This is a genomic window from Enterobacter cloacae complex sp. AR_0002 (genome assembly GCF_001922365.1).
GTDB lineage: Bacteria > Pseudomonadota > Gammaproteobacteria > Enterobacterales > Enterobacteriaceae > Enterobacter > Enterobacter hormaechei_C.
On the sequence record NZ_CP018814.1, the window covers coordinates 516,008 to 534,971 of the forward strand.

Genomic DNA, 18,964 nt, shown 5'->3' on the forward strand with positions numbered 1-18,964 from the left:
GGGTGACGGCTTTGCCTTACCCGGCCTACCTCGATTTTGTAGGTCAGGTAAGCATAGCGCCACCTGACTTTACCCAAGCCGATAGTGCATCAAATAATACTCCCCGTCCGGAGAATCTCCCGTCGCTTCAATGTGCCAGCCGTGGCGATGGTAAAACGCAATAGCCCGTTCATTCTTCACCAGACACTTCAGCGCGCCTGTACTGGTAAACGTCTTCTGTACCTGTTCCAGTAACAAATGACCCACTCCCAGACGCTGATACTGCGGATCGACAAACAGGTTGTGCAGAAAATTATCGTTCGTCCAGACTGAGGCAAAGCCAAGTCGGTGCCCATCCTGCTCCGCCACCCAAATCTCTTCGTCCAGGGTTGCCGCGTCAAAATCTTCAAGCTGCCACGCAGAACTGTCCAGCCACGGCCAGGCTTCACGCCGGGCGTGGAGGAACAGCGTGCGCAGGAAAGGGCGATCGCTCTCCTGCCACGGACGGATTAGGATCGTATCAGCGGTGATAGAAAATATCTCCGTTATAGGCTTTGTAGATTTTGCCATCGGCATCGCCAATCAGAACATAATTCTCGCCCATGTAGGTCCAGTGTGTGCCGGCATCGGGCGCAGGAAGGTTACGTAGCTGGTACTGTTTGATGGTGTACTCGGGCGTCTGATACTGCGCGGGCGCGGTGTCGCCAATTTTGAACTTCGTAAAATCGGCAATAAACTCTTGTTCTTCGTAGGCCTTGATGCCGGAAGGCGCTGTCGACGCTTGCGGTGCAGCGTGCGCGGCCCCCGCCAGTGACACTAATACACCCAGAAGCAACAATTTACGCTTAGCCATTTTTTCTCCAGTCATATCGTTACTGATACTTTTTGTGTGCAGATCCGCAAACGGATGGCAGACAGTTCATTTTAAGTATCCTCACAGGGTGAGTTTGCAAAAAATGTAACAAAAGCGCACGGTTTTGTGTAGTCGCAACCGTCATTAATTATTTCTTCGATGAATAAATATTGGCTTACGCAGATAACATAATTATGGGTTTATTAATTAATTCTGAAAAAACTTTTTCAAAGCAAATTTACAAAGATCCAGGCATGCATTAAACGAATAGAACATTTAAGATTGCCCGAAACCCTCTTTCCTAATCCGTAAGTCAGACGATGCATGGCTGTAAAAGCCAGGCCGCAGGAATGCTGTGGTTTTTTAAATATTACTGCCATCACTGTTAATTAATTTAGCGGTAAGGGGTTGTTTTAGAATGGAAAGAATCATTTCGGTACGTATTCGATAATCAATACTCTAAAAAGATATTTTTACTCAATGAAAAACACAACAGTCTTTTCGATATTGTTTTTAATTATTACGCCATTATCTGGCTGCGTATTTTCACCGGGTCAGCATCTGGATCTTGCTGGAAAACAGGTGATGACCACAGAAAATGCAAACGATCGTCTGGAGAAGCGGATTGATGTTTATCCTCTTACGCCTTCGTTAATTGAAAAATTGCGACCATCGGCCCTGAAATCTCAGGCAAATCCTAAGCTGGATGAACAGGTCAAAAACTGGGAATACCGTATCGGCGTTGGGGATATTTTGACCGTCACCGTCTGGGATCACCCTGAACTGACAACCCCGGCAGGGCAGTATCGCAGCGCCAGTGACACCGGTAACTGGGTTAATGCCGACGGTACGCTTTTCTATCCTTATGTCGGTAAATTGCAGGTGGCAGGCAAAACGGTCGCACGGGTACGCGAGGAGATCACGGCCCGGCTGAACAATGTCATTGAAAGTCCGCAGGTGGACGTCAGCGTCGCCTCTTTCCGCTCGCAAAAAGCCTATGTGACGGGCGAGGTGGTGAAGTCGGGGCAGCAGGCTATCACCAATATTCCGTTAACGGTAATGGATGCCGTGAACGCCGCAGGGGGGCTCTCTGCCGACGCGGACTGGCGCAATGTCGTGCTGACGCATAATGGGAAGGATATGCGCCTCTCGCTATATGCGCTGATGCAGCATGGCGATCTCACCCAAAATAAGCTGCTCTATCCCGGCGATATTCTGTTTGTCCCCCGTAACGATGCGCTGAAAGTGTTCGTCATGGGCGAGGTCGTTAAACAGAGCACGCTGAAAATGGATCGCAGCGGCATGACCCTGGCCGAAGCGCTGGGCAATGCGGGTGGGCTGAACCAGAATATGGCCGATGCCACCGGAATTTTTGTCATTCGTTCGCTGCCGAAAAGCGAGCGTTCAGAGAAAATTGCCAACATCTACCAGCTCAATGCTCAGGACGCATCAGCCATGGTGTTAGGCACCGAGTTTCAGCTTGAGCCTTATGACATTGTCTATGTCACCACTGCACCACTGTCCCGCTGGAATCGCGTGATATCACAGCTTGTTCCGACCATCAGCGGGGTGCATGACCTTACCGAAACGGTTCGTTACATCAGATCGTGGCCGCAATAATGTTCAAATCAATACTCGTGGTTTGCACCGGAAATATCTGCCGTTCTCCGATTGGGGAGCGGCTTTTACGCCAGCACCTGCCCGACAGACATATCGCCTCGGCGGGGATATACGGGCTTGAGGGGTGCCCGGCGGATGACAGCGCCCAGGACGTCGCCTGGCGGCATGGGATCTCCCTCGACGGTCATGTGGCGCGCCGGCTGACACGCAATCTGATGCAGGGATCCGATCTTATCCTGGTGATGGAGCCGGAACATCTTCGCTTCATTGCGGCCATGGCGCCGGAGAGCAGGGGAAAGTCGCTGCTTTTTGGGCAATGGCTGGAGCCGCAGGATATCTCCGATCCCTACCGTAAAAGCCGGGAAGCGTTTGAATATGTGTTCGGGCTATTGGGTAAAGCCAGCCAGGAATGGGCACGTCGTTTAGGTCAGAAAGGAATGAAGCATTAATGTCGTCTTACACAACAGACAATTATGGTGCAGCGGCACCCCAACAACATGAAGTCGATCTCGTTCGTTTGCTCGTCGAGATGATCGACCACCGCACGATGATTCTGTGCGTAACATTCCTGTTCACCCTATGCGCCGGTCTCTATGCCTGGGTTACGCCCCCTGTTTATCAGGCGGATGCCATGGTGCAAATAGAAAGCAAACAGGATAACAGTCTGCTTAAAGGGTTGAGTCAGCTGGGCACCGATGTTTCGCCGGATGTTGCCCCTGAAATTTTACTGCTGAAATCACGCATGATCCTCGGCGAGACCGTCGACAAATTAGGTCTGACGCAGCAGGCAAAGCAGCGCGTTTTGCCTGTGGTGGGGCGTCTCTGGCAGCGTCTGCAAGGGCGCGGGCAGGGTAAGATCACGTTAGGCGAACTCCAGATCCCGCAGGTGGAAGGCAAGGCGCAAGGGCTCACGCTGACCGTACAGGAAGCGGGAAAATATCACCTGACGGGCGAAAACATTGAGGCAGACGGTCGGGTTGGGAAAACGCTGGTCACGCAAGGGATCGTTCTGCTGGTGACGTCGATTGAGGCGACGCCAGGCACGCAATTTTCGCTTAAATCGTTGACGCGGCTGGAGACGATCAACGCCCTGAAGAAGAGCCTCACGGTTGCGGAGTCGGAGAAACAGAGTGGTATCGTGACCTTAACCCTGACGGGTGAAGATCCTGACAACATCGCCCGGGTGCTGAATGCGATTGCTGACAATTATCTTCAGCAAAATATCGCGCGCCAGGAGGCTCAGGATTCTCGTAGTCTGGATTTTTTACAGGAGCAGTTGCCGAAAATCAGAGCGGATCTGGATCAGGCTGAAGCACGGCTGAATGCTTATCGGGCGCAGCGTGACTCGGTGGATCTGTCTTTAGAGGCAAAATCCGTACTGGATCAGGTAGTGAACGTTGAGAACCAGCTAAATGAGCTGACGTTCCGGGAGGCAGAGATCTCCCAGCTCTTTAAAAAGAGTCACCCTACCTATCGTGCATTGCATGAAAAGAGACAGACCCTTGAGCGGGAACGGGATCGCCTGAATAGCCGTGTGTCAGCTATGCCCTCCACGCAGCAGGAGATTTTACGCCTGAGCCGCGATGTTGAGTCGGGCCGCACCATTTATTTACAGCTATTGACGCGTCAGCAGGAGCTGAATATTTCCCGCTCCAGCGCTGTCGGGAACGTGAGGATCATTGATGAGGCGGTTACGCACCCGGATCCGATAAAGCCGCGAAAAGCGTTAATCATCATTCTTGGCGCGCTGTTCGGCCTAATGCTCGCAATGGGGACCGTGCTGGTACGCCAGGCGTTCAAACGTGGGATCACGCTTTCCGAGCAGCTGGAAGCGCAGGGGCTGCCGGTTCTGGCTACGTTGCCACGTTCCCAGTGGCTGTGGAGTAAAACGCATTTGCGCAGAAAAAATCCGTTCTCTCGTCGCTGGAAACACAAAACCTCGGATGTGCCTTTCCTGCCCGTCGATCGCCCTGCTGATATGTTTGTTGAAGCGGTACGCGGGCTGCGAACCAGTCTGTATTTCGCCATGATGGAGGCTGAGAACCGCATTGTGATGATTTCTGGCCCCACTCAGGACTGCGGAAAAACGCTGGTGGCGACGAATCTTGCGGCCGTCGCCGGGCAGAGCGGTCAGCGGGTGCTGTTTATTGATGCGGATATGCGCCAGGGCTATGTTCATAATATTTTTGGCCTGGAGAACCGCTACGGATTGTCCTGCCTGCTCGAAGGGAAATGCGACTTTACGGAGGTCATTCAGCATGCTGAAAAAGCGGGAATTGACGTCATCACCTGCGGCCCGGAACCCCTGCGCCCGTTAGAATTGCTGTTAAGCGAACGCTTCCTTGACATCATGTCCTGGGTTAACGAGCAATATGACATTGTCATCATCGATACACCGCCAGTCCTGGCCGTCACCGATGCCTCGCTGGTCGCCAGAGCAGCCGGAACAACGCTAATGGTTGCCCGTTTCGATAAAACCAGCGTGAAAGAGATGGAGAATACCGTTAAACGTCTCCAGCATGTTGGTGTGAAGGTCAGCGGCACAATCCTCAACGATATTGTTAAATCCGCAGCGCTGTTTTACAGCTCGGGGTACAGCCAGTGTGACTACGGTTATGCTTCGAGGAAAAAAGGAGACAGGCGTTAGCGCGGGAAAAACAATCCCTCTCCCGGGTGGGAGAGGGATAAGCATTACTTCGCCATCACTTCCTGCGCGGTACGCTCAACCAGAGACAGCAGGATTTTTACGTCCTCCAGCGTCACGGTTGGGTTCAGCAGGGTCAGCTTCAGGCAGGTGATACCGTTATGCTCGGTCACACCGACGTTTGCACGGCCAGACTCCAGCAGCGCATCGCCAATTTTCTGGTTCAGCAGGGCAATACCGGCGTCATCCATTTGCGCCTGCGGACGGAAGCGGAACAGCACGCTTGCCAGCTGGGGTTGCATCACCAGTTCCAGAGCAGACTGCTCTTTCACGTAAGCCGCAACCTGCTGTGCCAGCGTCACGCCGTGATCGATGATTGCCGCGTATTGCTCCTGACCCAGCGCTTCCAGGCTCATCCACAGTTTCAGCGCGTCGAAACGGCGCGTGGTTTGCAGAGATTTGGAGACCAGGTTAGGTACACCCGCTTCTTCATCGAACTCAGAGTTCAGATAGGCCGCCTGATAGCGCATCAGCTCATAGTGACGCGCTTCCTTCAGCAGGAACGCACCGCAGCTGATGGTCTGGAAGAACTGCTTGTGGAAGTCCAGGGTGACGGAATCCACCAGCTCGATACCGTCCAGGTAGTGACGATACTGCTCAGACATCAGCAGCGCGCCGCCCCAGGCCGCATCAACGTGCACCCAGATATTGTGTTTCGCAGCCAGCTCAGCAATAGCACGCAGCGGATCGATAGCACCCGCATCGGTCGTACCGGCCGTGGCCACAATCGCCAGGATCTGCTCGCCGTTCGCGTTGCACTGTTCGATTTTCGCCGCCAGATCGGTGAGATCCATGCGGGAAAATTCGTCCGTTTTCACCTGCACCACGGACTGGTAGCCCAGACCCATCAGCGCCATGTTTTTCTGCACGGAGAAGTGTGCGTTTTCCGAGCACAGCACGCGGATCTTACGCAGATCGCCTGTCAGACCGTCCTGCTGAACCGAGTGGCCCTGACGCGCAAAGAACGCGTCACGCGCCAGCATCAGCCCCATGAGGTTACTCTGGGTGCCGCCGCTGGTGAAGACGCCTGCGTCGCCAGCCTGATAACCCACGCGGGTACGCAGCCACTCGATCAGTTTGATCTCGATGATGGTTGCGGACGGGCTTTGATCCCAGGAGTCCATACTCTGGTTGGTGGCGTTAATCAGTACTTCCGCCGCCTGGCTAACCACCAGGCTTGGGCAGTGTAGATGCGCCACGCACTGCGGGTGATGAACGGACAAGCTGTCTTTCAGGAAGAACTCCACGGCGCGTTCAATCGCCGCTTCGTTGCCCAGCCCTTTCGGGTTGAAATCCAGCTTAATACGGTCGCGCAGCTCCGCGACCGTTTTGCCCTGGTACATCTCAGGCTGTTTCAGCCACTGCATCACAGCCTGAGTGCTTTGTTCAATCGCCTGCTGGTAAGCTTCAATGCTCTGCGCAGAGGAGAACAAAATTGGGTTTGAATCAGACATCGTAATCAATAACTCCGGTTACGCCGGGCTAACGCCCGCAGCAAGCAGTGCCTGCTCGAATTTATCCAGGAAGACTTTCAGCTCGTCATCGCTGATCAGCAGAGAAGGCAGCAGACGCAGAACGATACCGTTACGGCCGCCACGCTCCAGAATCAAGCCTGCTTCGAAGCACTTCTTCTGAATCAGTGCAGACAGCTCGCCGTCGCCCGGGAAGCAACCCATGTGGTCAGCGGCTTCGTGCGGCTTAACGATCTCAATACCGATCATCATGCCCAGACCGCGAACGTGACCGATAACCGGATAGCGTTTCGCCATCTCTTTCAGCTGGCCTTTCAGCCATTCGCCCTGTGCGGCCACTTTGCTCGCGATATTCTGGTCTTTCAGGATCTTCAGCGTCGTCAGACCGGTTGCCATCGCCAGCTGGTTGCCGCGGAAGGTACCGGTATGGTGGCCTGGCGCCCATGCATCGAACTGCTTTTTGATACCGAGCACGGCCAGCGGCAGACCGCCACCGACTGCTTTAGACATCACGATGATGTCTGGCTCGATACCTGCGTGTTCGAAGGCAAAGAATTTACCGGTACGGGCAAAGCCAGCCTGGACTTCGTCGAGGATCAGCAGGATACCGTGTTCCTGAGTGACTTTACGGATGCGCTGCAACCACTCAACAGGTGCCGGGTTCACGCCACCTTCACCCTGAACGGCTTCGAGGATCACCGCGGCAGGTTTACGCACGCCGCTTTCAACGTCGTTAATCAGATTTTCGAAGTAGTAGGTCAGCGCCTTCACGCCCGCTTCACCACCGATACCCAGTGGGCAACGGTACTCGTGTGGGTAAGGCATGAACTGGACTTCTGGCATCATACCGTCAACCGCTTCTTTAGGAGACAGGTTGCCGGTGACGGACAGTGCGCCGTGGGTCATACCGTGGTAACCACCAGAGAAACTGATGATACCGCTACGACCGGTCACTTTTTTCGCCAGCTTCAGCGCCGCTTCAACGGCGTCAGCCCCGGACGGGCCAGTGAATTGCAGGCAGTACTCTTTGCCCTGACCAGGCAACAGAGAGAGAAGGTATTCTGAAAACGCGTCTTTCAGCGGCGTGGTCAGATCCAGGGTATGTAACGGCAAGCCGCTGGTAATGACATTTTGGATGCTTTTCAGCACATCAGGATGATTGTGTCCAAGCGCGAGGGTGCCTGCGCCTGCTAAACAGTCAAGGTATTCTTTATTATCTGCATCGGTGATCCACACGCCTTCTGCTTTTGTGATCGCTAAAGGCAGTTTGCGCGGATAACTCCTGACGTTAGATTCAAATTCGGCCTGACGGGCCAGATAGGTTTCGTTGCTTTTGTGGGCATCTACGGTGTCAATACGGACTTTATCCGTCATCATATCACTCCTACAACCGCCGCTTCGTTATGAGCCACGATTGAATAAAAAGTTAAAAAACAGATGGGGCCTGAAAAAAACGCCGCCAATATAGAGCCTTTTGTCACCGGGCTCAATGGTTAATTTGTTTACTGTTTTGTGACACAGGGCACAGGGCAGGGAAGAACGCCGTTTGTATGGGGAAGATTGCACTTTATGCTAAATAAAAACAGCAGCTTACGTATGATTTGTCAGCATTGTAAAATCAGACAAAAGAGTGTGACAAATCGTGCGATTGGCAGGCGAAAAGGAGGCAGAGAGCCTCCTTAGGCTGTTTATTTCTGACTAACGCGTAAAACGCCGTGTTCGCGTCCCTTCGTTTTATTCCATGACGCGTCCGTAATACCGTTTTCATCCAGGCTTATCGATATCACAAAACCGTTACCATGGATCTCATAGAAATTCGCATTCAGACGTTTAACGCTGGCTTTTTTGCCGTTCACGGTAGCGCTAAAAAAGCCGTTAGAAAGCGTGGCGTTAACCGTATCCGACGAGAACGAGGCTTCACGCAGGGGATCGTGAACGGATGCCGTTGGTTCGTGTTGTGCCGTGTTTTCCGCTTTGGTTTTGCTGACATCGCAAGAGCCATTGCCAGCGCTAATTTGCGTGCATCCCGAACGTTCTAATTGAGCGCGATAATGGGCGTTTATGGCGTGCGCAGGCGAGACACAACCTGCAAGCACGGTACCACTTATGACTAACATCATTAATTTTTTCATTTTATTGCCTTAAAAACGACACAAATACCAGGAGACATACATCACGCCGATCCAGATCCCGAACGAAATCAGCATTAGGTACAGGGCTACCGAAATAAAAATATATTTAGACATCTTTTTGTATCAACGAAATGCTCATCCGCAAAATGAGGCTTTATACTTGTCCCGACGATTGTTTTACGCTTTAAAAGCCCATACCAATCCCAACCGAAGCGCCCATATTATTCGCAGTGTCATCTGAGAAGCTCACTTTCGCGATGACATGGGAATTAAAGTTAACGGACGCACCGACAGCAAGCGCGCTCTCACCGTTGTAAGTCGCACCACCAGCAGAGAACATGACGCGCTGATTGGTTTGCACTTGTGGCAAACCCGCCATCGCCATCGCCCCTGAAATACCGGCATTGGCCTGCTTCTTATTATTGTCCACTTCATCACGCAGAGATTTAAATTGCTGGCTGGTGTTAGTATTCATTGCCTGTAATGACTGCCTGGTGGCTTGCAGATCCTGCGTGGCGGCAGTAACAGCCAGGCTATTTTTAGCGACCTTCGCCTGGGTAGCCGTATCCAGCTGTCGTTGTGTCACGGTGGTTGTCACACCATCTTTACCGTTATGACCGTCTGCACCGTCGCGACCGTTTCTTCCCGCAATGCCTTGTGCGCCAGTATCACCCTTATCACCTTTCATACCTGTCGCGCCAGCATCGCCTTTTTCACCCTTCGCGCCAGTTACACCGGTATCCCCTTTATCGCCCTTTGCGCCAGTCGCACCGGTATCCCCTTTATCACCTTTCGCTCCATCTGCACCGTTGATGGGTTTAGGTGCATTTTCGAGAGCAGTAAGGCGGCTATCCTGAATATTATCGACGTGTTGAAGGTTGATAATGGCTGTGCCGTTAGTCGCCACACCCTGTAAGGCCGTCTCACTTTTCAGACTGGCGGTATCGGCAAGTGCGCCAGCAAGCAACGCTTTCTGATGTGCGTCGTTAGCCATTTTATCCACGACTAACACGCCCAGTTTTGTGGACTGAAGGTCGTCGTTAACCTGCGTTAAGCGGTTATCCGTTGCGCTATCACGGTTAATACTATCAGCGTTGTTTTGTGTAATTTGATCCTGATGGTCATTTACAATATTAGTGATTTGCTGATCGTCCCAAACCGTATTCGCGGCTTCAGCCTGGCTCATTGTACCCGCTAAGACAATGCCCATTACAAAAATAGCAGTAAAATTTTTATTCATAGATTTCATTTAAAAAGCTCACATCATTAATTATCGAAAATACTGAAGCTGAACAGCTTTATTTTTTGGATTTAAAAAACGGTTGAAGGTTGTCTAAATCTTATTTAGTAACGCGAGTGAACTATCAATTAAACGCAGACCAATGATGTTGATCTAAGTCATAAATACTATGAATGGTTCCGAGGGCGTAAAAGTCATTTTGCGGTTGTTATTAATGTAAACATTAAAGTGAAAATGACGAGGGAAATGAGAGGGTCAGATTAAGTAATTGACAGAAATAAATTTCTGCAAAATAAATGTTTACATTGATGCCTGAGTTTATTTCATACGAAAGCAGGTGGGCTGTCTTATAAAATCACTCCCGGTGAGTCATTATGGATAAAAATAAAATTTCTCAGCACAGAAAGTGAATATTATATTTAATGAGTTCTTAACAAATATGGCGGGATAATTAACTGAACAATAATGTATACATATCGAGCGTAGTTAATATCTTGTCGTTTATTGTTCGTTACAGGGGGTTAACGGACAGCCCAAAACTCCTTGCACCCGGGTTACCCCCCGGTTACACTACATGACTACGAAACGCCATTTTGTAAGTAACTGTTTTATAAGTAATTTGACTCGGGGTGCCCTTCTTTGTGAAGGCTGAGAAATACCCGTATTACCTGATCTGGATAATGCCAGCGTAGGGAAGTCAGATGCCTACCCGGTCATCGCTTCTTCACGCACGGCAGGAGCGAAACCATGCAGCCTGACCTGCTCGACTCACACGTTTTACATCAATTCCGAACCCGTTCCCCGCTCACGCACTGTATGACCAACGATGTCGTGCAGACCTTCACCGCCAACGTGCTGCTCGCGCTGGGCGCTTCCCCGGCAATGGTGATCGAAGCCGAGGAAGCGGAACAGTTTGCCGCGCTTGCCGATGCTCTGCTCATCAACGTGGGTACACTCACCGCACCGCGCGCCCAGTCGATGCGTCGGGCTATTGAGAGCGCTGTAGCCGCGGGCACACCCTGGGTTCTGGATCCGGTTGCGGTTGGCGCGCTGGCGTTCCGCACCCGTTTTTGCCAGCAAATATTATCCCTTAAACCTGCGGCCATTCGTGGAAACGCCTCCGAAATCCTCGCCCTTGCCGGAATGAGTGCGGGCGGGCGGGGGGTTGATTCCACCGATACGGCAGCGAGCGCGTTGACCGCTGCGCAGACGCTCGCCCGTCAGACCCATGCCGTTGTGGTCGTCACAGGAGAAGTGGATCACATCACTGATGGTCAGCGAACCCGTACGGTCGCGGGCGGCGACCTGCTGATGACCCGCGTGGTAGGAACTGGCTGTGCGCTCTCGGCGGTCGTCGCCGCCTGCTGCTCGCTGCCTGGCGACAGGCTTGATAACGCGACGGCTGCCTGCGGCTTTATGAAGCGCGCAGGGTCAGTTGCCCTGACTCAAAGCCGGGGGCCCGGCAGCTTTTCCTCCGCGTTTCTGGACGCGCTTTACGCGCTGGAGGAACAGGTATGACACGCATAAATGCCCTGACTATTGCGGGAACCGATCCCAGCGGCGGAGCGGGGATCCAGGCAGACCTGAAAACCTTCTCTGCGCTCGGCGCTTACGGATGTTCGGTTATCACCGCGCTGGTGGCGCAAAACACGCGCGGTGTACAGTCGGTGTATCGCATTGAGCCGGATTTTGTCGCCGCACAGCTGGATTCGGTATTCAGCGATGTACGTATCGACACCACCAAAATTGGCATGCTCGCAGAGGCGGACATTGTTGAAGCGGTCGCGGAACGTCTCAAACGTTATCAGATAAAAAACGTGGTGCTCGATACCGTGATGCTGGCCAAAAGCGGCGATCCGCTGCTCTCCGCCTCGGCCGTCGACACCCTGCGTAAAAAGCTGCTGCCGCAGGTGGCGCTGATCACGCCAAACCTGCCTGAGGCCGCCGCGCTGCTGGATGCGCCACACGCGCAAAACGAACGTGAAATGAAAGAGCAGGGCAATGCGCTGCTGGCGATGGGGTGTCGCGCGGTACTGATGAAAGGCGGTCATCTCGATGATGCAGAAAGCCCGGACTGGCTCTTCACCCACGATGGCGCGCAACGTTTCACCGCCCCGCGCGTACAGACCAAAAACACCCACGGCACGGGCTGTACGCTCTCGGCGGCGCTGGCGGCGCTGCGTCCCCGAAACGCGAACTGGGCGGATACGGTACAGGAGGCGAAGATCTGGCTCTCGGACGCGCTGGCAAAAGCCGATTCTCTGGAAGTGGGTCACGGTATTGGGCCGGTTCACCATTTTCATGCATGGTGGTAAGCCGTATACTGGCATAAAACCTTATGCCAGAGAAAAACAGAGATGGAACAAGCGCATACCCGGTTAATTGCTCAACTCAAGGAACGAATTGCCGCACCGGACAACACGCCGCTGTATCTGAAATTTGCCGAAACGGTTAAAAACGCGGTACGCAGCGGCGTGCTCGCGCACGGTAATATTTTGCCTGGCGAGCGCGATCTGAGCCAGCTTGCCGGTGTGTCGCGCATTACGGTGCGTAAAGCGATGCAGGCGCTGGAAGAGGCTGGCGTCGTCACCCGCGCGCGTGGATACGGTACGCAAATCAACAATATCTTTGAATATTCGCTAAAAGAGGCGCGCGGGTTTTCTCAGCAGGTGGTGCTGCGGGGCAAAACGCCCAACACGCTGTGGGTTAATAAACGCGTCGTGAAATGTCCGGAGGAGATCGCCCGCCACCTTTCCCTTGCGCCAGACAGTGATGTATTTCTGCTTAAGCGCATCCGCTATGTGGATGACGATGCAGTATCGATAGAGGAGTCCTGGGTACCAGTAGGATTAATTCCCAACCCGGACGACATTGGCGTCTCGCTTTATGATTACTTCCGCAGCCAGAATATCTTTCCGCAGCGCACCCGGTCCCGCGTCAGCGCCCGGATGCCGGACAGCGAGTTTCAGGCGCATATCAAGATGGACGATAAGATACCGGTGCTGGTGATCAAGCAAGTCGCGCTCGATCAACAGCACCGGCCAATTGAGTACAGCATCAGCTACTGCCGCAGCGACCTATACGTCTTTGTGTGCGAGGAGTAGGGCCTCGCGCGTGGGGGCGCAGTCGCCACCGCGATGGCTGACTACCCAGGCGGCTACGGCATTGCCAAGCTGCACCGCCTCTGGCAGTGACCATCCCGCGGCCAGACCGGCAAGGGTACCTCCCGCATGGCTGTCACCCGCGCCGATGGTATCGACCACGGTAGCAGGAAACGCCGGAACGTGTCCGGAAGCGTCACCGTCATACCAGACCGCCCCGTCTTTATCATGGCGTACGATCAGCGCAGCGCCAAACCTCTGCTGCCACCGTGTGCCGAGCTCTTCCACGCTTACGCCAAGCCATTCTGCGGCAAGTTCCGCCTCCTGACGATTAAGCGAGACCATCGGTTTGCAGGCCATAATCCTTGCCATCAGCGGGTCGGGAATATCCGCGATGCGCGGACCGAAATCGATAAAGAGCGTCGCATCCTGAAGACTTTCCAGCCAGGCCGTCAGCAGCTCACCGCTGGGGGACGCCAGCTGGTAGCCGGACAAAGAGATCAGGCTCCCTGCCGGCACGCTTAACCCGTCCAGCCAGCGCTGCTGCCACTGATTCTCCACGCCGCTGAACGACATAAAGGTCCGTTCACCGTCAGGCTCCACCAGCGCCAGGCACCAGCCGTTATCGCCCGTTTCCGCTTCCACGGCGCTGTGCAGATCCTGCTTCGCCATGGCGTTACGGATAATATCGGCCCACACGCCGTGGCCGACAGGAAGCGCGTTTTGCGCAGCAATGCCGAGCCGCTTCAGGGCGATGGCGATATTCAGCGCGCAGCCGCCAATATTCACTCCCTGTTGCTTCAGTTCGATATCACACCCGCGCCAGGGCAGAGCGTAGGCGTCAGCAATCACGTCGATGACCGCCGCGCCGAGCACCGTTACGGGACGCGTGGCGTGAAGGGTTTCGAGACGGCGGGCAAAAGCACTCATACGCCCTCCCTGTGCTCCCGGAAGTGCAGCAGTTTTTCACAGTAGTGGCCGAAATCGAGCCGGTTTACGGCATCAAGTTCGTTTTTGAGTGCCGGATCAATGGCCTGTACACCGTGCAGCGCGCCGCAGATGGCTGTTGCCATCGCGCCGATAGTGTCAGTATCACCACCTAGGTTGGCGCATAACACCGCGCAGCGGTTCGGATCGGTGCCCGCGAGTTCGACCATCGCAATCGCCGCCGGAACGGACTCAAGGGTGCTCGTGCCCGCGCCAATAAGCTGATAGATCTGCTCGCTGGCGGACTCGGTACCGTTGGCTTCGCGCACGGTTTTCAGGGCCAGCTCAATACGAGCGGAAAGCGATGCGCTGAAGGTGGTCGTGTTCGCCTCCTGCGCCGCACGGGCAATACCCGGCAGGGCATCGGCGATGTGATGCCAGCGCTCGCCGTCGATAGCGCGTGAAACCGCCCAGGCGATCACCACCGCACCGGCGATGGCGAGATCCGATTTATGGGTCGGGCTGGAGGCTAACGCAACCTGTTCCACAAAGTGCGCCAGACGCGTGGCCGGCAGCAGGCATCCCAGCGGGGAGGCGCGCATCGCCGCACCGTTGGTGACGCCGTTGTTCTCCAGCTGGCTCACCGGCTTGCCGTCACGGATGGCGTTCAGGGCAATTTTGGAGGTCGGGCCGAGCACATTCTTATTGAACGCGTCAAAATCCAGCGCCCAGTCCAGAATATGCTTACCGATAACGTCAGGGTTAATTTCCCCGTCGCATTCGATAATCGCGTCGGCCAGGCACAGCGCCATTGACGTATCATCCGTAAATTCGGCCTGCTTAAAGTAACAGGCGGCATTATTCTCAGCCGGGCCGGGTAAGAAACGGTCGATCCAGCCGAAGTGCGCTTTCACCCGCTTGCGCGGCCACAGCTCCGACGGCATCCCCATCGCATCCCCTAACGCCTGCCCGTAAAGAGCACCGAGAATACGGTCTTGTTTCATTTAACTTCCCCTCGTGTCAGCGCGGTATCGCCATCAACCACCTCAATTGCGGTGATCTCTTTATCCGATTCGCGGAAAAACAGCATAAACAGCACGGCAATCACCACAATCATGATTGCACCAAACGTCCACATTCCGGCCCAGTTGAAGGTCAGCCCATTCACCGGCTCTTTATATGCGAACATTTTTTCCATCATCACGCCGCCGAGACGGTAACCTAGCAGGCTACCAAAGCCCTGACAGCACAGCGTGATCAAGCCCTGCGCCGCGTTGCGCATATGCACGGGCGCTTTTTTATCCACGTAGATGTACGCGGTGACGTAATAGAAGTCATAGCTTACGCCGTGCAGCAGAATGCCGAGGAACAGCAGGGCGTAGGTGAAGTATTGCTCGGCGCCGCCGTAAACAAAGAAACCGTAGCGAATGGCGGCGGTGATCAGACCCAGCAGCAAGACCTTCTTAATACCAAAGCGTTTGGTAAAGAACGGCAGAGCGAGCATGAAGAAGATTTCAGAGAACTGGCCGAGGGTCATCCAGCCGGTGGCGTTTTTCATCCCCACTTCGGTGAGATAGCCGTTGGCAAAGATGTAGTAGAAGGCCAGCGGCATGGCGAACAGGAACGAGCAGAAGAAGAACACCAGGAAGTTTTTATCGCGCAACAGGATCAGTGCATCCAGCCCCAGCATCACTTTGAAATCCAGCTTGCCGGTACTCTTCGGCGGGGTATTCGGCAGGAACAGCGCGAAGACGCCAAGCAGAAGGGAGCTGGCAGCGGTCATAAGCAGCGGGATATTGGTGTCAGAGATGTCGCTATAGCCCATCATCTGCGGCAGGAAGCCGCACGCCAGGCCGGAGGCAATCCAGCCGATGGTGCCCATCACGCGGATGCGCGGGAAATCAGCCTCTACGTCATCGACGTTCGCGAAGGCGATGCTGTTGGTCAGCGCGATGGTCGGCATATAGGTCAGGGAGTAGGCCAGCAGCAGCGGGAAGAAGGTGCTGAACTGGGTTTGCTGCGCTGCGAAATACATCAGAATCGCGCCAGCGAACATCAGCACGGCCAGCACTTTCTGAGCGGCGAAGAAACGGTCCGTCAGCGAGCCGACCAGGATAGGAGAGAGGATCGCGGCAATCGCGGTACAGGCATACGACCAGCCAATTTCCCCGGCGGTGAACCCGCTCTTACTCAACCACAGCCACAGCGGCACAAACCATGCGCCCCAGATAAACCATTCAACGAACATCATGAATGACAGTTGGACTTTCGTTTTCATTTTTTAATCCTGCATGTCAGAGGTACGCATGTAACATACCATGTGATAATACCTTTTAAATACCTTTAAGGCGATTGTTTGATCAGTGTAACAAAAATGTTGTACACGAAACGAGCCAGCAGATTGTGCTTAAAAAAGTTGCAAATGGTGGAAAATAGGTTAAGTCGGTACCAGGCTTAGTCTGCCTGCAAAAACGTGGGCTTGGATCACACGCTCCGACATCATGTCGGACTTACGGGAGCATCACTATGACTGATATTGCGCAGCTGCTTGGCAAAGACGCCGACAGCCTTTTACAGCATCGTTGTATGACCATTCCAGCCGACCAGCTTTATCTGCCTGGCCATGATTACGTAGACCGGGTCATGGTCGACAACAACCGTCCGCCTGCCGTACTGCGAAACATGCAGACGCTTTACAATACCGGCCGTCTGGGCGGGACCGGCTATCTCTCCATTCTGCCCGTTGACCAGGGCGTAGAGCACTCGGCGGGAGCGTCGTTTGCTGCTAACCCGCTCTACTTTGACCCGAAAAACATTGTCGAGCTGGCGATTGAAGCAGGGTGTAACTGTGTGGCATCGACGTATGGCGTGCTGGCCTCCGTTTCTCGCCGCTATGCTCACCGCATTCCGTTCCTCGTCAAGCTGAACCACAACGAAACCCTGAGCTACCCAACCGAATATGACCAGACGCTGTACGCCAGCGTCGAGCAGGCGTTCAATATGGGCGCGGTGGCGGTCGGGGCAACCATCTATTTCGGCTCTGAACAGTCGCGACGTCAGATTGAAGAAATCTCCGCGGCGTTCGAGCGTGCCCACGAGCTGGGCATGGTAACCGTGCTGTGGGCCTATCTGCGTAACGCGTCATTCAAGAAAGACGGCGTGGATTACCACGTATCAGCGGATCTGACCGGTCAGGCAAACCACCTGGCGGCAACCATCGGCGCGGACATCGTGAAGCAGAAAATGGCCGAGAATAACGGCGGCTATAAAGCGGTGAACTTTGGCTATACCGACGACCGCGTGTACAGCAAGCTGACCAGCGACAACCCGATCGATCTGGTGCGCTACCAGCTGGCGAACTGCTACATGGGCCGCGCCGGGCTGATTAACTCCGGCGGTGCGGCAGGCGGTGAAACCGACCTGACCGACGCGGTGCGCACGGCGGTCATTAACAAACGTGCGGGCGGTATGGGGCTGATCCTGGGCCGTAAGGCGTTTAAAAAATCCATGGCCGACGGCGTGAAGCTGATTAATGCGGTTCAGGATGTCTATCTGGACAGTAAAGTCACGATTGCCTGACGCCACCGTATCCCTCTCCCCCGTGGGCTGAGGGTTCCTCACAAAATAATGCCTGCACAAACGGCCCCCTCTCCCTTGAGGGAGAGGGGGGCTCAGTCGCCACCACCCTGGCGACCCGGGCTCCCGGCGGTAAATCGCCGCTTCGCGGTCCCTTCGGCTTATTCCTTCCGGCTTATCGGGGGACGGGCGGAAGTAACATCCCTGTACAGCCCGCCCTCTCGGCGCATCCCTGCGCCTCGCCCCGGCCTACAGGAAACGCCTCAGCGATTTACAGCCGGACCGAGGCATCGCTGAAAGCCCTCAGTGATTCTGAGGCAATGTTATAGCTTTTGCTTTCAAATTACTGGGGAACCCTCAGCCCTGTGGGGAGAGGGCATTATCGCGCACGCTGTAAAAAATCAGCGCAACAGCACGCAGTCCGGCGGCAATCGGCACTGCAACGCCCCGGGCAACACCTCAATGCGGAATCGCTCGCCGCTGAGCGGCTCTCCGTCGAGGTTAAAGGTCATGCCGTGTGGGGCGATCACTTCAAACCACGCGGATTTCCCGTCGATGATATTGGGGCTCTCCTCTGGCTGCGTCAGCGTCGTAAACAGCGCAGGCAGCAGCCCGTCGCCGGTAAAAATACGCAGCTGTAATTGACCGTCGTTGATCAATGCTTCCGGGCAAAGCTGTTGACCGCCCCCCGCCTGCCGCCCGTTGCCGATACCAATCACCAGCGCGTCGCCCTGCCAGTGGAAGTTCTCACCGTGAATTTCACAGCTGTCGGGCTTGAGGGTGTCCATGCGCATTAGGCCGTGAATGAGATACGAGACGCCGCCCAGCGCGGCTTTCAGTTTTTCCGGTGTTTCGCTGGTGATCCGCGTGCCGAAACCGCCCGTTGCCATATTGATAAAGCAGGTTCTTTCATTCACCTGCGCAATATCGACGGCGGTCGCTTTCCCGAGGATAGCCAGTTGCAGTGCTTTGCCTAAATCCTCAGGTATACCGGCGCTGGTGGCAAAATCGTTGGCGGTACCGAGCGGTAAAATCCCCATCGCCGGGCGAGCTGCGGCGTTGAGGTCAATGAGCGCACCGGCGATCTCGTTGATCGTTCCGTCGCCGCCGCCGGAAATGATGGTCTCAGCGCCTAACCTGATACCTTCATCGATATAGCGCGCCGCATCGCCTTTTTCAAAGGTCACCCGCACGTGAATGCGCGCGCCATCTTCACGCAATTCGGTAATCGCCTGGCGCAGCAGATCGTTGCCTGCACTCTTGCCGTTAAGAATTAATAAACTGTCTGGATAGGTTGCCATCCGGGTTGCTCCCTTTTTTAGCTATAGAAAGAGTGTATCCCAGAGAGGGAAAAAGCGGG

General features: G+C 54.6%; 17 protein-coding genes and 1 riboswitch. Of the genes, 7 read left to right on the forward strand and 10 right to left on the reverse strand.

From position 1 onward, the window contains the following. Positions 1 to 69: 69 nt before the first annotated feature. Both AM329_RS02615 and AM329_RS02620 read right to left on the reverse strand, forming a co-directional pair. Positions 70 to 549, reverse strand: a complete 480-nt coding sequence (locus AM329_RS02615) for a GNAT family N-acetyltransferase (protein ID WP_032609688.1) — start codon at positions 547 to 549, stop codon at positions 70 to 72. Continuing rightward, positions 500 to 832 (reverse strand): RcnB family protein, encoded by a 333-nt coding sequence (locus tag AM329_RS02620; RefSeq protein ID WP_003859260.1) that lies wholly within the window; start codon positions 830 to 832, stop codon positions 500 to 502. The genes AM329_RS02615 and AM329_RS02620 overlap by 50 nt, the downstream gene beginning before the upstream one ends. A gap of 480 nt (positions 833 to 1,312) precedes the next feature. Between AM329_RS02620 and AM329_RS02625 the strand changes: the two genes are divergently transcribed. The 3 genes from AM329_RS02625 to AM329_RS02635 are packed head-to-tail and all read left to right on the forward strand — an operon-like array spanning position 1,313 to position 5,099. Then, positions 1,313 to 2,452, forward strand: a complete 1,140-nt coding sequence (locus AM329_RS02625; RefSeq protein ID WP_032609687.1) for a polysaccharide export protein — start codon at positions 1,313 to 1,315, stop codon at positions 2,450 to 2,452. Then, positions 2,452 to 2,901, forward strand: a complete 450-nt coding sequence (locus AM329_RS02630; RefSeq protein ID WP_032609686.1) for a protein-tyrosine-phosphatase — start codon at positions 2,452 to 2,454, stop codon at positions 2,899 to 2,901. The genes AM329_RS02625 and AM329_RS02630 overlap by 1 nt, the downstream gene beginning before the upstream one ends. Then, positions 2,901 to 5,099 carry a polysaccharide biosynthesis tyrosine autokinase gene (locus tag AM329_RS02635; RefSeq protein ID WP_032609685.1) on the forward strand — a complete coding sequence of 733 codons (2,199 nt, stop codon included), beginning with the start codon at positions 2,901 to 2,903 and terminating at the stop codon, positions 5,097 to 5,099. Before AM329_RS02630 ends, AM329_RS02635 begins: the two co-directional genes overlap by 1 nt. Positions 5,100 to 5,143: 44 nt before the next feature. Here AM329_RS02635 and AM329_RS02640 read toward each other — a convergent pair whose 3' ends face one another. The 4 genes from AM329_RS02640 to AM329_RS26265 all read right to left on the reverse strand — a co-directional run bounded on the left by AM329_RS02640 (position 5,144) and on the right by AM329_RS26265 (position 10,000). Continuing rightward, positions 5,144 to 6,610, reverse strand: a complete 1,467-nt coding sequence (locus AM329_RS02640; RefSeq protein ID WP_032609684.1) for an aspartate aminotransferase family protein — start codon at positions 6,608 to 6,610, stop codon at positions 5,144 to 5,146. Positions 6,611 to 6,628: 18 nt separating this feature from the next. Further along, positions 6,629 to 8,005, reverse strand: a complete 1,377-nt coding sequence (locus tag AM329_RS02645) for a diaminobutyrate--2-oxoglutarate transaminase (RefSeq protein WP_003859250.1) — start codon at positions 8,003 to 8,005, stop codon at positions 6,629 to 6,631. 311 nt (positions 8,006 to 8,316) lie between these two features. Further along, on the reverse strand, positions 8,317 to 8,760 hold the full coding sequence (locus AM329_RS02650; RefSeq protein WP_032609683.1) for a hypothetical protein: 444 nt from the start codon (positions 8,758 to 8,760) through the stop codon (positions 8,317 to 8,319). A gap of 184 nt (positions 8,761 to 8,944) precedes the next feature. After that, positions 8,945 to 10,000 (reverse strand): YadA C-terminal domain-containing protein, encoded by a 1,056-nt coding sequence (locus AM329_RS26265; RefSeq protein WP_071886174.1) that lies wholly within the window; start codon positions 9,998 to 10,000, stop codon positions 8,945 to 8,947. A 615-nt stretch (positions 10,001 to 10,615) separates the two neighbouring features. Next, positions 10,616 to 10,712: riboswitch (TPP riboswitch) on the forward strand. A 35-nt stretch (positions 10,713 to 10,747) separates the two neighbouring features. On the opposite strand from AM329_RS26265, the gene thiM reads away from it, so the two are divergent. Genes thiM through AM329_RS02670 form a run of 3 tightly spaced genes read left to right on the forward strand, consistent with a single transcriptional unit; the run spans position 10,748 to position 13,104 of the window. Next, positions 10,748 to 11,518, forward strand: coding sequence for a hydroxyethylthiazole kinase (thiM, locus tag AM329_RS02660; protein WP_032609682.1), 771 nt, complete (start codon positions 10,748 to 10,750; stop codon positions 11,516 to 11,518). Beyond that, positions 11,515 to 12,315 (forward strand): bifunctional hydroxymethylpyrimidine kinase/phosphomethylpyrimidine kinase, encoded by an 801-nt coding sequence (gene thiD / locus AM329_RS02665; RefSeq protein ID WP_003859244.1) that lies wholly within the window; start codon positions 11,515 to 11,517, stop codon positions 12,313 to 12,315. Before thiM ends, thiD begins: the two co-directional genes overlap by 4 nt. Positions 12,316 to 12,357: 42 nt before the next feature. After that, positions 12,358 to 13,104, forward strand: a complete 747-nt coding sequence (locus AM329_RS02670; protein ID WP_003859242.1) for a GntR family transcriptional regulator — start codon at positions 12,358 to 12,360, stop codon at positions 13,102 to 13,104. Here AM329_RS02670 and AM329_RS02675 read toward each other — a convergent pair. Genes AM329_RS02675 through AM329_RS02685 form a run of 3 tightly spaced genes read right to left on the reverse strand, consistent with a single transcriptional unit; the run spans position 13,078 to position 16,306 of the window. After that, positions 13,078 to 14,031 carry a PfkB family carbohydrate kinase gene (locus AM329_RS02675; protein ID WP_003859240.1) on the reverse strand — a complete coding sequence of 318 codons (954 nt, stop codon included), beginning with the start codon at positions 14,029 to 14,031 and terminating at the stop codon, positions 13,078 to 13,080. The two genes, AM329_RS02670 and AM329_RS02675, sit on opposite strands and share 27 nt — an antisense overlap. Next, the gene (locus AM329_RS02680) at positions 14,028 to 15,032 is read right to left on the reverse strand and encodes an ADP-ribosylglycohydrolase family protein (RefSeq protein ID WP_032609678.1); all 1,005 of its coding nucleotides are present in this window, start codon (positions 15,030 to 15,032) and stop codon (positions 14,028 to 14,030) included. Before AM329_RS02680 ends, AM329_RS02675 begins: the two co-directional genes overlap by 4 nt. Then, positions 15,029 to 16,306, reverse strand: coding sequence for a nucleoside permease (locus tag AM329_RS02685; RefSeq protein ID WP_003859236.1), 1,278 nt, complete (start codon positions 16,304 to 16,306; stop codon positions 15,029 to 15,031). Before AM329_RS02685 ends, AM329_RS02680 begins: the two co-directional genes overlap by 4 nt. 248 nt (positions 16,307 to 16,554) lie before the next feature. On the opposite strand from AM329_RS02685, the gene fbaB reads away from it, so the two are divergent. After that, complete coding sequence (gene fbaB, locus AM329_RS02690; RefSeq protein WP_000129585.1) at positions 16,555 to 17,607, forward strand: class I fructose-bisphosphate aldolase; 1,053 nt, start codon at positions 16,555 to 16,557, stop codon at positions 17,605 to 17,607. A 398-nt stretch (positions 17,608 to 18,005) separates the two neighbouring features. On the opposite strand, the gene yegS is transcribed toward fbaB, so the two are convergent. Further along, positions 18,006 to 18,905 (reverse strand): lipid kinase YegS, encoded by a 900-nt coding sequence (gene yegS / locus AM329_RS02695; protein WP_023314523.1) that lies wholly within the window; start codon positions 18,903 to 18,905, stop codon positions 18,006 to 18,008. Positions 18,906 to 18,964 lie beyond the last annotated feature (59 nt).

What these genes read in the sequence shown, in the direction of transcription:
- AM329_RS02685 (WP_003859236.1), bottom strand. Translation starts at nt 16,306, where the DNA reads ATGAAAACGAAAGTCCAACTGTCATTCATGATGTTCGTTGAATGGTTT.
- fbaB (WP_000129585.1), top strand. Translation starts at nt 16,555, where the DNA reads ATGACTGATATTGCGCAGCTGCTTGGCAAAGACGCCGACAGCCTTTTA.
- AM329_RS02630 (WP_032609686.1), top strand. Translation starts at nt 2,452, where the DNA reads ATGTTCAAATCAATACTCGTGGTTTGCACCGGAAATATCTGCCGTTCT.
- AM329_RS02675 (WP_003859240.1), bottom strand. Translation starts at nt 14,031, where the DNA reads ATGAGTGCTTTTGCCCGCCGTCTCGAAACCCTTCACGCCACGCGTCCC.
- AM329_RS02680 (WP_032609678.1), bottom strand. Translation starts at nt 15,032, where the DNA reads ATGAAACAAGACCGTATTCTCGGTGCTCTTTACGGGCAGGCGTTAGGG.
- AM329_RS02615 (WP_032609688.1), bottom strand. Translation starts at nt 549, where the DNA reads ATGGCAAAATCTACAAAGCCTATAACGGAGATATTTTCTATCACCGCT.
- thiM (WP_032609682.1), top strand. Translation starts at nt 10,748, where the DNA reads ATGCAGCCTGACCTGCTCGACTCACACGTTTTACATCAATTCCGAACC.
- AM329_RS02625 (WP_032609687.1), top strand. Translation starts at nt 1,313, where the DNA reads ATGAAAAACACAACAGTCTTTTCGATATTGTTTTTAATTATTACGCCA.
- AM329_RS02640 (WP_032609684.1), bottom strand. Translation starts at nt 6,610, where the DNA reads ATGTCTGATTCAAACCCAATTTTGTTCTCCTCTGCGCAGAGCATTGAA.
- AM329_RS02645 (WP_003859250.1), bottom strand. Translation starts at nt 8,005, where the DNA reads ATGATGACGGATAAAGTCCGTATTGACACCGTAGATGCCCACAAAAGC.
- AM329_RS02650 (WP_032609683.1), bottom strand. Translation starts at nt 8,760, where the DNA reads ATGAAAAAATTAATGATGTTAGTCATAAGTGGTACCGTGCTTGCAGGT.
- AM329_RS02620 (WP_003859260.1), bottom strand. Translation starts at nt 832, where the DNA reads ATGGCTAAGCGTAAATTGTTGCTTCTGGGTGTATTAGTGTCACTGGCG.
- AM329_RS02635 (WP_032609685.1), top strand. Translation starts at nt 2,901, where the DNA reads ATGTCGTCTTACACAACAGACAATTATGGTGCAGCGGCACCCCAACAA.
- yegS (WP_023314523.1), bottom strand. Translation starts at nt 18,905, where the DNA reads ATGGCAACCTATCCAGACAGTTTATTAATTCTTAACGGCAAGAGTGCA.
- thiD (WP_003859244.1), top strand. Translation starts at nt 11,515, where the DNA reads ATGACACGCATAAATGCCCTGACTATTGCGGGAACCGATCCCAGCGGC.
- AM329_RS02670 (WP_003859242.1), top strand. Translation starts at nt 12,358, where the DNA reads ATGGAACAAGCGCATACCCGGTTAATTGCTCAACTCAAGGAACGAATT.
- AM329_RS26265 (WP_071886174.1), bottom strand. Translation starts at nt 10,000, where the DNA reads ATGAATAAAAATTTTACTGCTATTTTTGTAATGGGCATTGTCTTAGCG.